Annotated in this window: 12 protein-coding genes; 8 read left to right on the plus strand and 4 right to left on the minus strand. The window is 52.8% G+C overall.

Annotation, left to right across the window (positions count from 1 at the left end):
- Positions 1-129: 129 nt before the first annotated feature.
- Positions 130-1,263, plus strand: coding sequence for a glycerate kinase (locus tag ACM67E_RS07595; RefSeq protein WP_416190859.1), 1,134 nt, complete (start codon positions 130-132; stop codon positions 1,261-1,263).
- Positions 1,264-1,800: 537 nt separating this feature from the next.
- On the opposite strand, the gene garR is transcribed toward ACM67E_RS07595, so the two are convergent.
- Both garR and garL read right to left on the minus strand, forming a co-directional pair.
- Positions 1,801-2,691, minus strand: a complete 891-nt coding sequence (garR, locus tag ACM67E_RS07600; RefSeq protein ID WP_416190860.1) for a 2-hydroxy-3-oxopropionate reductase — start codon at positions 2,689-2,691, stop codon at positions 1,801-1,803.
- Positions 2,692-2,782: 91 nt separating this feature from the next.
- Positions 2,783-3,553, minus strand: a complete 771-nt coding sequence (garL, locus tag ACM67E_RS07605; protein ID WP_416190861.1) for a 2-dehydro-3-deoxyglucarate aldolase — start codon at positions 3,551-3,553, stop codon at positions 2,783-2,785.
- A 754-nt stretch (positions 3,554-4,307) separates the two neighbouring features.
- Here garL and gudD point away from each other — a divergent pair.
- The 7 genes from gudD (at position 4,308) to mnmA (ending at position 12,822) form a co-directional block, all read left to right on the plus strand.
- On the plus strand, positions 4,308-5,636 hold the full coding sequence (gene gudD, locus ACM67E_RS07610; RefSeq protein ID WP_416190862.1) for a glucarate dehydratase: 1,329 nt from the start codon (positions 4,308-4,310) through the stop codon (positions 5,634-5,636).
- A 116-nt stretch (positions 5,637-5,752) separates the two neighbouring features.
- Entirely contained in the window at positions 5,753-7,138 is a 1,386-nt protein-coding gene (locus ACM67E_RS07615) for a GntP family permease (protein WP_416190863.1), read from the plus strand.
- 208 nt (positions 7,139-7,346) lie between these two features.
- Positions 7,347-9,008, plus strand: coding sequence for a DNA repair protein RecN (recN, locus tag ACM67E_RS07620; RefSeq protein ID WP_416190864.1), 1,662 nt, complete (start codon positions 7,347-7,349; stop codon positions 9,006-9,008).
- Between the two features lie 567 nt (positions 9,009-9,575).
- Entirely contained in the window at positions 9,576-10,532 is a 957-nt protein-coding gene (gene gshB, locus ACM67E_RS07625) for a glutathione synthase (RefSeq protein WP_416190865.1), read from the plus strand.
- 83 nt (positions 10,533-10,615) lie between these two features.
- A complete protein-coding gene (locus tag ACM67E_RS07630) occupies positions 10,616-11,020 on the plus strand; it encodes a diacylglycerol kinase (RefSeq protein ID WP_416192755.1) in 405 nt (134 codons plus the stop codon).
- A gap of 84 nt (positions 11,021-11,104) precedes the next feature.
- The gene (locus tag ACM67E_RS07635; protein ID WP_416190866.1) at positions 11,105-11,575 is read left to right on the plus strand and encodes a copper chaperone PCu(A)C; all 471 of its coding nucleotides are present in this window, start codon (positions 11,105-11,107) and stop codon (positions 11,573-11,575) included.
- 146 nt (positions 11,576-11,721) lie between these two features.
- Positions 11,722-12,822, plus strand: a complete 1,101-nt coding sequence (gene mnmA / locus ACM67E_RS07640; RefSeq protein ID WP_416190867.1) for a tRNA 2-thiouridine(34) synthase MnmA — start codon at positions 11,722-11,724, stop codon at positions 12,820-12,822.
- 63 nt (positions 12,823-12,885) lie between these two features.
- Here mnmA and pflA read toward each other — a convergent pair whose 3' ends face one another.
- Both pflA and pflB read right to left on the minus strand, forming a co-directional pair.
- Positions 12,886-13,719 carry a pyruvate formate lyase 1-activating protein gene (pflA, locus tag ACM67E_RS07645; RefSeq protein WP_416190868.1) on the minus strand — a complete coding sequence of 278 codons (834 nt, stop codon included), beginning with the start codon at positions 13,717-13,719 and terminating at the stop codon, positions 12,886-12,888.
- 94 nt (positions 13,720-13,813) lie between these two features.
- Positions 13,814-16,099, minus strand: a complete 2,286-nt coding sequence (gene pflB, locus ACM67E_RS07650) for a formate C-acetyltransferase (RefSeq protein ID WP_416190869.1) — start codon at positions 16,097-16,099, stop codon at positions 13,814-13,816.
- Between the last annotated feature and the right edge of the window lie 86 nt (positions 16,100-16,185).

The following is a 16,185-nucleotide window of genomic DNA, read 5'->3' on the forward strand; positions in this document are numbered from 1 at the left end:
GGCCGAACAGCCAGGCCGTCTGAAACCGAAACCCCATTTTGAAAAACACCGGAAACAGACGGTTTCCGTTTATTCAGACAAAACCAGACAGCCCGAACTGCCTGAATACAACCTAAAAAGGACGACCTTATGAAAATCGTTATCGCCCCCGACTCCTTCAAAGAAAGTCTGACCGCATTGGAAGTGGCCGAAGCCATCGAAACCGGATTGAAAAAAGTGCTGCCCGATGCCGAATACATCAAAGTGCCGATGGCCGACGGCGGCGAAGGCACGGTGCAGTCGCTGGCCGACGCCACCGGCGGGCGGCTCGTCGAAACCGAAGTTACCGCCCCCTTGGGCAACCGCGTGACCGCCGCCTTCGCCGTGTCCGGCGACGGCAAAACCGCCATTATCGAAATGGCCGCCGCATCCGGCCTACACCTCGTACCGCCCGAACAGCGCAACCCGCTCATCACCACCAGCTACGGCACGGGCGAACTGGTCAAAGCCGCGCTCGACAAAGGCGTGGAAAAAATCATCCTCGGCATCGGCGGCAGTGCCACCAACGATGCCGGAGCCGGTATGCTGCAAGCCTTGGGCGCGAAGCTCACCGGTTCAGACGGCCTCGACATCGGCTACGGCGGCGGCAGCCTGGCGAAACTCGCCAAAGTGGATTTGTCCGCACTCGACAGCCGTCTGAAAAACGTTTCCTTTGAAGTCGCCTGCGACGTGGACAACCCCCTGTGCGGCGAGAACGGCGCATCCGCCGTGTTCGGCCCGCAAAAAGGCGCAAGCCCCGAAGCCGTCGCCGAGCTGGATGCCGCGCTCGAACATTTCGCCGCCGCCGTATCGCGCGACACCGGCCTGAACATCCGCGACCACGCAGGCGCAGGCGCAGCGGGCGGCATGGGCGGCGGCCTGCTCGTCTTACCGCAAGTCAGGTTGAAAGCAGGCGTCGAAATCGTCATCGAAGCCGCACAATTGGCCGACAAAGTGCGCGATGCCGACCTCGTCATCACCGGCGAAGGCCGTATGGACGCCCAAAGCATACGCGGCAAAACACCCGTCGGCGTGGCGAAAACCGCCAAAAAGTTCGACAAACCCGTCATCGCGATTGTCGGCTGCCTGCGCGAAGATTACGAAGTCGTCTATCAGGCCGGCATCGACGCGGTGTTCCCCATCATCCGCCACACCGCCCCGCTGGAAGAGATTCTGAAACAAGGCCGGGAAAATCTGGTTTCCACCGCGCAGAATGTCGGCAGACTGTATCGGCTGGGGAAATAGGACGGTACGGATATGGTGAAGGCCGTCTGAAAATCAGAAACGTGTGGGTGCGGTTGCTCGTCAATTTTCAGAAACATGCAATCCGAGACTTTTGCAAAACCCGAAAATATTCAAAAATCTCTAATTCGTCATTCCCGCGCAGGCGGGAATCCAGACGGTTGGGTTTCAGTAACCGCTGAAAAATTCCGTTTCCGAATATCACGGTTCTGGATTCCCGCCTGCGCGGGAATGACGTTGCAGGGTAGCTGGCCGTAGCTCCGTCAAATTGAATGTATTCAGTGTCAGTACGGTTATCCGCCTCAAGGCGGCGTAACCGTACACAGTAGTACATACCGGAAACGGGAACGCCGTCTGAAACAGTTTTTCAGACGGCGTTTTGGCGTGTGTAAGGTCAGGCCAATGCGTCCGTACGGTTACGCCGCTTGGGACGGCTAACCGTACCTACGTCGGGCTGATTTCAGACAGCGTGCCGAGTAAATAAAGGCCGTCTGAAAATTTTTCAGACGGCCTTTGTTCCGATGCGGATGCGGTCTGAAATCAGCCGCCGCGTTTGACTTCGCTGTTGGTCAGTTTTTCGTAATAGCGTGCCAGCGCGCTGTGGTCGGACTGGCCGTGGCCGTCGAGTTTCAGCACCTGCATCATTTCCATCACGGCAGCGGTCAGCGGCAGGCTGGCGCCTACGCCGTGGGACGTGTCGAGCGCGTTGGCCAGGTCTTTGATGTGCAGGTCGATGCGGAAGCCGGGTTTGAAGTTGCGGTCGAGTACCATCGGGGCTTTGGCATCGAGTACGGTGCTGCCGGCCAGGCCGCCGCGGATGGCTTGGTAAACGAGTTCGGGATCGACGCCGGCTTTGGTGGCGAGTACGAGGGCTTCGGACATGGCGGCGATGTTGAGCGCGACAATCACTTGGTTGGCGAGTTTGGTGACGTTGCCCGCGCCGATTTCGCCGGTGTACACCACCGAGCCTGCCATGGCTTTCATCACGTCGTAGTATTTGTCGAACACGGCTTTGCTGCCGCCGACCATGACGGACAGCGTGCCGTCGATGGCTTTGGGTTCGCCGCCGCTCACGGGTGCGTCGAGCATTTCGATGCCTTTTTTGGCCAGTTCTTCATGGATTTCGCGGCTGGCCAGCGGTGCGATGGAACTCATGTCGATAAAGCCCAAACCTGCTTTTGCGCCTTCGGCGATGCCGTTTTCGCCCAGTGCGACCTGTTTGACATGGGGCGAGTTGGGCAGCATGGTGATGACGACATCGACCTGCTGCGCGACTTCTTTGGGCGTGGCGGCGGCGGTTGCGCCTGCGTCAACCACTTCTTTGACCGCGTCTTGGTTGAAGTCGAGCACCACGAGGTCGTAGCCTGCTTTGAGCAGGTTTTTGCTCATGGGTTTGCCCATAATGCCTAAGCCGATAAAACCGATTTTCATGATTTTCCTTTCTGTTTCATTCACTTATTGGTTTTCAGACGGCCTGTCGATGCCGTCTGAAAACTATCCGTCGCCCGGATTCGGGAAACGTTTATTTTAAAAACTTGTCTGCCAATGCCTGACTGGCACCGCGGAACACGCCCAAATCGCTGCCGACGCCGACAAAAGTCGCGCCCCATTCGATATAGCGGCGGGCATCGGCCTCAACCGGTGCCAGAATGCCGCTGGCTTTGCCATGGCGTTTGGCGGCGGCAAAAATATCCTGAATCACTTTCTGCACTTCCGGATGGTTCGGCTGACCCAGATAGCCCAATGCCGCCGACAAATCGCCCGGGCCGACAAAAATGCAGTCGATGCCGTCAACCGCGGCGATGGCATCCACGTTTTCCACGCCCAAGCGGCTTTCCACCTGCACCAATACGCCGATGTTGTCGTTGATTTTATTGAAGTAATCCGGAACCGTACCGTAACCGTTGTTGCGGTGCCCTACCGATACGCCGCGGATACCGACTGGCGGATAACGAGTGGAGGCCACGGCTTGAACTGCATCTTCTTCCGTTTCGACATACGGCACGAGAATATTGTAAAAACCGATGTCGAGCAGACGCTTGATTACCACCGGATCGTTTTGCGGCGGACGCACCACCGGCATACTGTTGCTGTCTTTCAAGGCCATCAGCTGCGGCACAAACGACAATACGTCATTCGGCGCGTGTTCGCCGTCGAGCAAAATCCAGTCGAATCCGGCCAATCCCAACACTTCCGTGGTAATCGGACTGCCCAACGCGCTCCAGCAGCCGATTAATTTTTCATGATTCAGCAAACGCCGGCGCAACGGGTTGGGAAAGTATTTCTCATTCATACTACGACTCCTTGTTTATTTTGAAATTTGGAACAGTCTAAGATTTTTCATCTGATTTATCATCGTGCAAACGCATAAAAAAAGACTTCGTATTCGACAAAATTATGTGCATCTGCGCTTCGGTTTTGTCGATTATGCCGAATCAGGAAACTTCGGCATCCTGAAACAGAAAAACGGGCAATATTATTTTTATTAGAACGGCTGCAATATTTTTCAGACGGCCTGAAACCTTTGCAAAACCCAACTTAAACTAAAAAATCCATTTCCGTCATTCCCGCGAAAGCGGGAATCCAGACTTATCGGTTTCGGAAATATTGATAAATTACAGCAGGTTAAAATTCTGGATTCCTGCCTTCTCGGGAATGACGGATTAGAAATTTTTGAATATTTTCCGGGTTTCGCAAAGGTCTCGGCCTATCTATATAAACCAATTCAAAGAATTTTCCCACGGCAGTATTTCAACAATCTGTACACCGCTGCAAAGCCCCTCGACTTTTATCCTTTTTAAATACCGTTCGTTAGCAATGTGTAAAGAACCGGATGATTGGTTTGTTAAATCTTGTACATCTGCACAAAAAATCGCCGACTACAACCAACTAGATTGATGAATTCGGACAGTTCCCGCCTGCATACATTTGCCTATAATAGCCATAGATAAATTGAATGACACAGTATTTCTTTCAGACGGCCTGTTCTGAAAGGCCGTCTGAAATCCTGATTTCAAACCCGTCAGTTTTTTTTAAGGAGTCGTACCATGTCTACCCCAATCATCACCGAAATGACCGTTATCCCCGTGGCCGGCCACGACAGCATGCTGCTGAACCTGAGCGGCGCGCACGCCCCTTATTTCACGCGCAACATCGTTATCCTGAAGGACAACGGCGGCAACACCGGCGTGGGCGAAGTGCCGGGCGGCGAAAAAATCCGCCAGACGCTGGAAGATGCCAAACCTTTGGTCATCGGCAAAACGCTCGGCGAATATAAAAACGTGATGACTGCGGTACGCAATCAATTTGCCGACCGCGACGCGGGCGGACGCGGTTTGCAGACTTTCGACCTGCGCACCACCATCCACGTCGTAACCGCCATCGAAGCGGCCATACTCGATTTGTTGGGCAAATTCCTGAACGTCACCGTGGCTTCGCTCTTGGGCGACGGCCAGCAGCGCGATGCGGTGGAAATGCTGGGCTATCTCTTCTTCGTCGGCGACCGCAAAAAAACCGACCTGCCGTACCAAAATCAGGAAAACGATGCCTGCGACTGGTACCGCCTGCGTCACGAAGTGGCCATGACGCCTGATTCCGTGGTGCGTTTGGCCGAAGCCGCCTACGAAAAATACGGCTTCAACGATTTCAAACTCAAAGGCGGTGTGTTGGCCGGTTTTGAAGAAGCCGAGTCCATCAAGGCGTTGGCGAAACGTTTCCCCGAAGCCCGCATCACGCTCGACCCCAACGGCGCTTGGTCGTTGGCCGAAGCCATCGAAATCGGTAAGGAACTCAAAGGTGTGCTGGCTTATGCCGAAGACCCGTGCGGTGCGGAGCAAGGTTATTCCGGCCGCGAAGTGATGGCCGAATTCCGCCGCGCCACCGGCCTGCCGACCGCCACCAATATGATTGCGACCGACTGGCGTCAGATGGGTCACACCATCTCGCTGCAATCCGTCGATATTCCGCTGGCCGACCCGCATTTCTGGACGATGCAGGGTTCGGTGCGCGTTGCCCAAATGTGTCATGAATGGGGTTTGACTTGGGGTTCGCATTCCAACAACCACTTCGATATTTCGCTGGCAATGTTCACCCATGTTGCCGCAGCCGCTCCGGGCAACATTACCGCCATCGACACCCACTGGATTTGGCAGGAAGGCAACCAACGCCTTACCAAAGAGCCGCTGCAAATCAAAGGCGGCTTGGTGGAAGTGCCGAAAAAACCGGGCTTGGGCATCGAACTCGACATGGATCAAGTCCAAAAAGCCCACGAACTCTACAAAAACATGGGTTTGGGCGCACGCAACGACGCGATAGCGATGCAGTACCTGATTCCGGGCTGGGAGTTCGACAACAAAAAACCGTGTCTGGTGCGTTAAATAAAAACCATATGCCTGTTTGACGGTAATCCGACGCAGGCCGTCTGAAAAACGGCCTGCCGTCCGAACCCAATCAGGCAACAATCCATATTCTCTACTTCAATAAAGGAAAAAAGATGGAAGCTACCGTAAGCAGCGGCCAAATGTTAATCGGCTTGGCCGTGGGGATCATCCTGCTGTTGATCTTAGCAATGAAAACCCGCATCCACGTATTTGTCGCCCTGATTATCTCGTCTTTGGTAACCGGCCTGATCGGCGGCCTGCCTTTCGCCGACGTCATCAGTTCGATTACCAAAGGCTTCGGCAGCACTTTGGGCAGCACCGGTATCATCATCGGTCTGGGCGTGATGATGGGTGCGATTTTGGAACGTTCCGGCGCGGCCGAACAAATGGCGTTTTCCATCATCAAACTCATCGGCAAAGCCAAAGAAGAATGGGCGTTGGCACTTACCGGCTATGTGGTGGCCATTCCCGTATTCGCCGATTCCGGCCTGGTGATCCTGACCCCGCTGGCAAAATCCCTGTCGCGTATGACCGGTAAAAGCGTCATCGGCTTAGGCTTGGCAATGGCCACCGGTTTGCAGTTGGCACACGTCTTCATCCCGCCTACCCCAGGCCCGCTGGCCGTTGCCGGTATCTTGGAAATTGATATGGGCATGATGATTGTCTGGGGCTTGGTCATGACTTTACCGGTATTGATTATGTCTACCCTCTATTCCAAATGGCTGGGTAAAAAAATCTACCAAATCCCTACCGAAGACGGTACCGATTTTATCCGCACCGATTTCAAACAAGAGTACATCAAATCCATTGAAAACATGGAACAAATCTACAAAGACAAAAACCTGCCGGGCGCCGGTTTGTCTTTCGCCCCGATTCTGATTCCGCTGCTGCTGATTTTGGGTAATACCACGGTTGATTTCCTAAAAATGGAAGGCGCGTTTGCTTCATTCTTAAAAATGGTCGGCCATCCGGTGATTGCACTGATTATCGGCCTGCTGATTGCGCTCTACGGCTTAGGCCGCCGCCTGACCGCCAAAGAATCCGCCGACGCCATCGAAGACGGCGTCAAATCAACCGGTATGATTCTGTTTATTACCGGTGCGGGCGGTGCGCTGGGTTATGTGGTACGCGATGCCGGTATCGGCAATGCCTTGGGCGAAGCCGTATTGAACATCGGTATTCCGGGCATCCTGATTCCGTTCGTGATTGCCGCCCTGATGCGTATCTCTTTGGGCAGCGCGACCGTGGCACTGATTACCGCCGCCACCCTAACCGCACCTTTGGTACCGCAATTAGGCCTGAATCCGGTATTGGTCGCCATGTCCACCTGTGCCGGCGCCGTATCCTTCAGCTACTTTAACGACAGCGGCTTCTGGGTGTTCAACGGACTCTACGGCCTTAAAGATGTCAAAGACCAGTTCATGGCCAAAACGATGGTTTCCTTCATCGGTGCCTTCTCCGCACTGGCATTGGTTCTGATCGTCGACATCTTTATGTAAAACAAACCGGATAAACCACAGGCCGTCTGAAAAATTTTCAGACGGCCTTTTTCCAACAAAATAAAATCAACAAATTCAAAATCATAAATCAATTCACAATATTTTCTAAATAAAATATAGAAAATCTTATTCAAACTATAAAAAATCTTAGTTATAATTCCAAAAATCTAAACCAAACCATATTTATCCTGCCCAGTGAGGAAAACTTATGTTGATGGCACTTTCATTGCGCGACTTTGTCATTGTCGAACAGCTCAATCTCGATTTCCAAAACGGCTTCACCGTCCTGACCGGCGAAACCGGTGCCGGCAAATCCATCACACTTGACGCTCTCGGCCTGCTTCTCGGCGACAAAGCCGATTACAGCCAAGTGCGCAACGGGGCCAAAGAAGCACAATTGTCCGCCCTGTTCGACATCGGCGGCCTGCCTCAGCTGCAAGCCCAATTACACGAACAAGGCCTGCTGGAAGACGGTGCGGAAGAGCTCAGCATCCGCCGCATTATCGATGCCAAAGGCAAAAGCCGCAGCTACATCAACAACCAGGCCGCTACGTTGGTACAGCTCAAAGCCATCGGCGAACAGCTGATTGATATTCACGGCCAAAACGCCCATCATTCGCTGAACCAAGAATCTGCCCAACGCCAGCTTTTAGACGCTTTCGCCGGCGCATCGGCCCAAGCCGAAGCCGTGCGCCAACACTATCAAAGCTGGGTAGCGGCTAAAAAATCGCTCCAGGAAGCGCAAGAGCAGTCTGAAAATACCGCCATCGAACGCGAACGCTTGGAATGGCAGTTTAACGAGCTGACCCAACTCAACCTGCAGGCAGGCGAATGGGAAGCCCTCAGCCAAAGTCACGACAGCCTGGCGCATTCCGCCGAATTGCTGCAAACCGCCGAACAAATCAGCGAAAACATCGACGGCGACAACGGCATCCAGCGCCAAATCTACCAATGCCAAAAACTGCTCGGCAACCTGCAAAACATCGAACCGCGCTTTGCCGAAAGCCTGAACATGCTGGCCAGCATCGAAGCCGAATTGGGCGAAATCAGCGCCAATATGCGCGATGTCGCCGGACGCACCGACATCAACCCCGATGAATTGGCGGAACAGGAACGCCGCATGGCCGAACTCATGAGCATGGCGCGCAAATACCGTATCGAGCCGGAAACCCTGCCGGATAAATTAACGGAAATCGCCGGCCAATTAGAAACCTTGCACGCCGCTGCCGATTTGGAAGCCTTGGAAGCTGCCGTTGCCCAGCAATTTGCCGAATACCAAGAAGCCGCCCAAACCCTATCCGCTATGCGCCACCAAGCCGCCGAGCGTTTGGGCAGCGAAACCACCGAGCACATGCAGCATTTGGCCATGAAAGGCGCGCGTTTCGACATTATCCTGCTGCCCTCATCCCCGACCGCGCACGGTTTGGAACAAGTCCAGTTCCAAGTTGCCGCCAACAAAGGCAGCATACCGCGTCCGTTAAACAAAGTGGCCTCCGGCGGCGAATTGGCACGCATCAGCCTGGCCATTCAAGTCGTATCTAGCCAATATACCCATGTACCGACCCTGATTTTCGACGAAGTCGATACCGGTATCGGCGGCGGCGTCGCCGAAACAGTGGGCAAAGCTTTGCGCGCTTTGGGCAAACGGCACCAAGTCTTGGCCGTTACCCACCTGCCGCAAGTCGCCTCCTGCGGCGAACACCATTGGCAGGTACGCAAACACAGCGAAGGCGAACAAACCGTCAGCGAAATCCGCGTTCTGAAAGGACAAGAGCGTGTGGAAGAAGTTGCCCGGATGCTCGGCGGTGAAACCATCACCGATACCACCCGCCACCATGCGGCCGAATTGCTCACCCTGGCCGCGGCTTGATTGGTTTTGTTTGAATGCGCAGTGACAAAAATAAGCCGGACCATTGCCACACTCGATTCCAATGACGAAATCTTTACCCGTTATTCCCGCATAGGCGGGAATCCAGAATATCCATTTCCTGCAACCTTCATATATTTCTGAAGCTGATAAGACTGGATTTCCGCCTACGCGGGAATGACGTAAGAGAGGCCGTCTGAAAATCTACCGGTTTTCAGACGGCCTCTCTTATTTTAAATAAACCTTACTTACGTCTTCTTTTTTTCAAAGCCTCGCAAGCCGGTGTGCCATTGTGTTTCCGTTGCAGACTCTGCTTTTGAAACTCACACAACTTACGCAATTCCTCCTTGGTGTAATTCGCGTAATCATTCGCCAAAGCCGGAACAGACAAACCCCAAACCAATGCCGCAAACATTATTTTATTCATTGAATTCCCCATATTTAATGATTAAATCATTCATATAATAACATGCATTATTTTTACTTTAAATATCAAACTCAACCTGACTTAAAATTTTCAGACGGCCTCAACAAGTGTATGATGATGCTGTCTCATCTTAAGGAAATTCCATGAACGTTCTGTTTATCGCCGATCCGATGGCTACTTTCAAAACCTACAAAGACACCACCTACGCCATGATGCGCGAAATGGCCAAGCGCGGCTGGCGGCTTTCGCATACCTTGAGCAGCGAATTGTCGGTACAGCAAGGCTTGGTGGTGGCACAAGCGGCACCGTTTGAATTTCTCGGTGCAAAAAGCGATGACGATCATGCCTGGTTTGAAAGTGGCGATAAAATTCAGACGGCCTTAAAAGATTTCGACGCGGTGATTATGCGCACCGACCCGCCGTTTGACATGCAATATCTGTATGCCACCCAGTTTCTGACGCTGGCTGCAGAACAAGGTGCAAAAGTATTCAACAGCGGTCAGGCCATGCGCGATTTCAATGAAAAACTGGCGATTTTGAATTTCAGCCGGTTTACCGCGCCGACTTTGGTCACTACCCGTTCGGCAGACGTGCGCGCTTTTTTGAAAGAACACGGCGACATCATCGTCAAACCGCTCGACGGCATGGGCGGCATGGGCATTTTCCGCCTGACCGAAACCGACCCAAATATCGGCAGTATTCTCGAAACCCTGATGCAGCTTGATACGCGCACCATCATGGCGCAACGTTACATCCCCGAAATCGTCGACGGCGACAAACGCATCCTGATTATCGGCGGCGAAGTCGTACCTTACGCTTTGGCACGCATACCGCAAAACGGCGAAACACGCGGCAACCTGGCCGCAGGCGGACGCGGCGTGGCGCAGGAACTCAGCGCAAAAGACCGCGAAATTGCCGAAACCCTCGCCCCCGAACTGAAACGCCGCGGTATTTTGCTGGCCGGATTGGATGTCATCGGCAGCAACCTGACCGAAGTCAACGTAACCAGCCCGACCGGTTTCCAAGAAATCATGAAACAGAAAGGTTTTGACGTCGCGGCGATGTTTGCCGATACCGTCGAATCTTGGTCGAAAGCCTGATTAACCGGAGGCCGTCTGAAAAAAAGATTTTTCAGACGGCCTGTTATCTGCCCAACCATGACAATCCTGATTCATCATCCGCTATGAAAAACGACTCTTATGCCGCCGCCAAAAAAGGCAAAACCGGACTTCGGCGCATCATCAATGCGTTCGGCTACTCCAAAGACGGTCTCAAAGCCGCCTACCGTTTCGAAAGCGCGTTCCGCCAATTGGTGCTGCTCAACGCCATTTTGATTATCGTCGCCTTTTTCCTCAACTTCGGCCCGTCCACACGCATTTTGCTGATTATGGCTTCGTTTGTTTCGCTGATTACCGAATTATTCAATACTGCCATCGAAGCGGCCGTCGACCACACTTCCACCGAAAAACACGAGCTGGCCAAACGCGCCAAAGACGCAGGCTCGGCCGCCCAGCTTTTGGCTTTGACCTTGCTGGCTTTGGTCTGGCTGATGTCGCTGTGGCGCGAATTCGGGTTTAACCTGTTTTAACCTGCGTTTTAATCCACGTCAAAGCCTTCAGACGGCCTTTTACTGTAACATTATTCTATTACCATCATTCACAAGGAATGCGACATGAAAAAATTTTTGGCAACCCTGATCGCCGCCGGTTTGGCCACTTCTGCTTCGGCCGCAGGCATTCATGTTAAAGATGCATGGGCACGCGCTACCGTTGCAGGCATGAACATGAGCGGTGCATTCATGACCATTCACAATGATGAGGCCAAACAGGATTTCTTAATCGGCGGCAGCAGCGAAGTGGCCGAACGCGTTGAAGTGCATACCCACATCAACGACAACGGCGTGATGCGTATGCGCGAAGTCGAAGGCGGTGTCCCCCTGCCGAGCAAGGCTGATACCGAATTGAAACCGGGCAGCTACCACATCATGTTCATGGGTCTGAAACGCCAATTGAAAGACGGCGAAACCGTTCCGGTTACGCTCAAATTCAAAAATGCCAAACCGCAAAACATCAAAGTTCCGGTCAAAACCGCTCCCATGCCTGCGCATAAACAAAAGCATGGCGAAGGTTCGCACCAACACTAAACCCTAAGCGTCAAATATACCCGGGGCCGTCTGAAAACCATATGGTTTTCAGACGGCTCCTTTACGCATCCGGACAAACGATATTGCTACCCAATATGCTACAATTCCACTTTAAATTTTATGTTTCCCCCCCATAGCTTGCCCGCATGACTACCGAACACACCCCGCAAAACATCATCGTCGGCCTTTCCGGCGGCGTAGATTCGTCCGTTACCGCCGCCCTGTTGAAAAAACAAGGCTGCCAAGTCAACGGCGTATTTATGCAGAACTGGGAAGACGACGACAACAACGAATATTGCAGCATCAAACAAGATTCGTTCGATGCCATTGCCGTGGCCGACATACTCGGCATCGACATCGACATCGTCAATTTCGCCGCGCAATACAAAGACAACGTTTTCGCCTATTTTTTGAAAGAATACCGCGCAGGCCGCACCCCTAATCCCGATGTGTTGTGCAATGCCGAAATCAAATTCAAATGCTTTTTGGATTACGCCATCGAACAAGGCGCGGATACGATTGCCACCGGCCACTATGCGCGCAAAGAAGTGCGCAACGGCGTGCATTACTTGCTCAAAGGCCTCGACCAAAACAAAGACCAAAGCTATTTTCTCTACCGTTTGAAACCGTATCAGCTCGAACGGGCCGTTTTTCCTTTGGGCGGTTTGGAAAAACCCGAAGTCCGCCGCCTGGCAGCCGAATTCGAACTGCCGACCGCAACCAAAAAAGACAGCACCGGTATCTGCTTTATCGGTGAACGCCCGTTCCGCGAATTCCTGCAAAAATACCTGCCTACCGACAACGGCAAAATGGTTACGCCCGAAGGCAAAGTCGTCGGCGAACATGTCGGCCTGATGTTTTACACCTTAGGCCAGCGCAAAGGCTTGGGTATCGGCGGAGCCGGCGAGCCCTGGTTCGTTGCCGCCAAAGACTTGGGAAAAAACGAACTCATCGTCGTACAAGGCCACGAGCACCCGCTGCTCTATACCGACAGCCTCGTCATGAACGATTTGAGCTGGACGCTGCCGCAAAGGCCGTCTGAAGGCCGCTATACCTGCAAAACCCGTTACCGCATGGCCGATGCCGCCTGCGAATTACGTTATCTCGACGATGACACCGCCGAATTGGTTTTCGACGAACCGCAATGGGCGGTTACCCCCGGCCAATCCGCCGTCCTTTACGATGGCGATGTCTGCTTGGGCGGCGGCATCATCATGTCGACCGACAAGCCCGTTATCATCAAATAAAATCATCCGGCAAAAGGCCGTCTGAAAATTATTTTTCAGACGGCCTTTCGATTAACAGCAGAATCAATAAATAATATTCTTACCGTAACCTTCCAATATTTCCTTGATTTTCAATACGGTCTCTTTCGGCGGCGGATGGACGCCGGTCAGTTTGTATTCGTCGCCGCACAATGCCCATTTGTGCGCACCCAATTCGTGATACGGCAAAAGCTCGACGGTTTCGATGTTTTCCATGCCGCCGATAAACTCGCCCAACAAGTTGGCCGAACGTTCGTCGTCGGTATAGCCCGGCACAATCACATAGCGCACCCGCGTCGGCTGCTTGCGTTCGGCCAGATAGCGGGCAAAGTTCAAGGTTTTGGTATTCGGAATCCCTACCAATACCTTATGAATATCGGGATCGATCTGTTTCAAATCCAGCATAACCAAATTGGTATGGTCGAGCAGGCCGTCTAAAATTTCATCGTAATGCAGGGCGTAACCGTTGGTATCCAAGCAGGTATGGATTTCGTGTTCGCGGCAGGCAGTAAACCAATCGCGCACGAATTCATATTGCAGCAGCGGCTCGCCGCCGGTGGCCGTTACCCCGCCGCCGGTGGCGCGCAGATAATGGCGGTATGACATTACCTGCTTCATCACCTGCTCAACCGTCAACTCTTGGGCTTTGTCGGTATGCAGATCCCAAGTGTCGCGGTTGTGGCAATACAGGCAGCGCATCAGGCAGCCTTGTAAGAACAATACATAGCGCAGCCCGGGGCCGTCCACCGTACCGCAAGACTCGATGGAATGCACGATGCCTTTGCCCTGATAATGGCGGTGACCGCTTTCTGTTTTGGCACGGATACGCGGTTTGATGTCTTTGCCCTGTTGTTCGGGATTAATGGTAAATGTCTGCATAATAGAGGTCTGTATCAAAAGGCCGTCTGAAAATCTACGGATAAAAACAATGCCGGATTAACGACCCGGCATTGTTTCACACCCAACCCTTACTTTACATGGTTTCGGTAAAGGTACGGGTAATCACGTCCTGCTGCTGCTCGCGGGTCAGGGAGTTGAAACGCACCGCATAACCCGATACGCGGATGGTCAGTTGCGGATATTTATCCGGATTCTCCATCGCGTCTTGCAGGGTTTCGCGGTTCAACACGTTGACGTTCAAGTGTTGTCCGCCTTCCAATTCACCGGCTTCGTGATGGAAATAACCGTCCATCAAGCCTGCCAGATTGCGTTCGCGTGAGCGTTCGTCTTTACCCAACGCACCCGGTACAATCGAGAAGGTGTAGGAAATACCGTCTTTGGCAAACTCAAACGGCAGTTTCGCTACCGAAGTCAACGAGGCAACCGCACCGTTCACATCACGGCCGTGCATCGGGTTGGCACCCGGACCGAACGGCGCACCTGCGCGGCGGCCGTCAGGCGTGTTACCGGTTTTCTTACCGTAAACCACGTTGGACGTAATGGTCAACACGGATTGCGTCGGAATCGCATCGCGGTAGGTTTTGTGGGTAGCCACTTTGCGCATGAAGCGTTCCACCAAATCGCAGGCGATGTCGTCCACGCGGTCATCGTTGTTACCGAATTGCGGATATTCGCCTTCGATTTCAAAATCGACTGCAATGCCGTTTTCGTCGCGAACAGGTTTCACTTTCGCGTATTTAATCGCAGACAGCGAGTCGGCCGCCACGGACAAACCGGCGATACCGCAAGCCATTGTGCGGATGATGTCGCGGTCATGCAAGGCCATCAGCGCGGCTTCGTACGAATACTTGTCGTGCATGTAGTGGATGATGTTCAAAGCGGTAACGTATTGGGTCGCCAACCAATCCATGAACTGATCCATGCGGTTGAACACGGTTTCGTAATCCAAAACTTCGTCCAAAATCGGTTCGGTTTTCGGACCAACCTGCTCTTTCGATTTTTCATCCACACCGCCGTTGATTGCGTACAGCAGGGTTTTGGCCAGGTTGGCGCGCGCACCGAAGAACTGCATTTGTTTGCCGACAATCATCGGGCTGACGCAGCAGGCAATCGCATAGTCGTCGCTGTTGAAATCGGGGCGCATCAAATCGTCGTTTTCATACTGCACGGAAGATGTGTCAATCGAAACTTTGGCGCAATATTCTTTAAAGCCTTGCGGCAGTTTTTCAGACCACAAAATCGTAATGTTCGGCTCGGGAGACGGCCCCATGTTGTAGAGCGTATGCAGCACGCGGAAGTTGGTTTTGGTAACCAGCGTGCGGCCGTCCAAGCCCATACCGCCGATGGATTCGGTTGCCCAAATCGGGTCTCCCGAGAACAATTGGTCGTATTCGGGCGTGCGCAGGAAGCGTACCATACGCAGCTTCATCACCAAGTGGTCGATAAATTCTTGCGCTTGCGTTTCGGTAATCACACCGTTTTTCAGGTCGCGTTCGATGTAAATATCCAAGAAAGAAGACACGCGACCGAACGACATGGCCGCACCGTTTTGCGATTTGACGGCAGCCAGATAAGCGAAGTAAGTCCACTGAATCGCTTCTTGGGCATTGGCAGCAGGTTTGGAAATGTCGTAGCCGTAAGACGCGGCCATTTCTTTCATTTGCGCCAAAGCATTGTATTGGTCGTTGATTTCTTCGCGGCGGCGGATCACTTCTTCCAGATTCACGCCGTTTTCCAAATCGGCCTGCAACGAATTGTATTGATTCAGCTTGTCTTTCATCAGGAAATCAATACCGTACAACGCCACACGGCGGTAATCGCCAATAATGCGGCCGCGGCCATACGCGTCGGGCAGACCGGTAATCACACCGGATTTGCGGCAACGGCGGATGTCGGGGGTGTAAACGTCAAACACACCCTGATTATGGGTTTTACGGTATTTGGTAAAAATTTCCGCTACTTCGGGATTCAGTTCGACGTTGTAAACCTTGCAGGCATCCTGAACCATTTTCAGACCGCCAAACGGCATAATGGCACGTTTCAAAGGCTCATCGGTTTGCAGGCCGACGATGGTTTCCAAATCTTTATCGATATAGCCCGGCGCATGGCTGGTAATGCCCGAAACCACTTGCGCATCGATTTTGTATGGTTCGTGGGTGCGGTTTTCAACCTTGATGCCTTCCATGACTTCCGCCCACAATTTTGTGGTCGCTTCGGTAGCCGGAGCCAAAAAGCCGGCATCGCCTTCATACGGCGTATAGTTTTTCTGAATAAAGTCGCGGACATCGACATTGGTTTCCCAGTTGCCGCCAACAAATCCTTCCCAACCCAATGGGCGTTCCTGTACATCAGCAGACATATCAAACTCCTGTTTTAAATAAACTAAAAACAAAATAAACCGGATAATTTATATTTTAAGAATAGCACTTTTTAAATCTGATAGAT

It is taken from the genome of Neisseria sp. CCUG12390 (genome assembly GCF_047837985.1).
Lineage (GTDB): Bacteria > Pseudomonadota > Gammaproteobacteria > Burkholderiales > Neisseriaceae > Neisseria.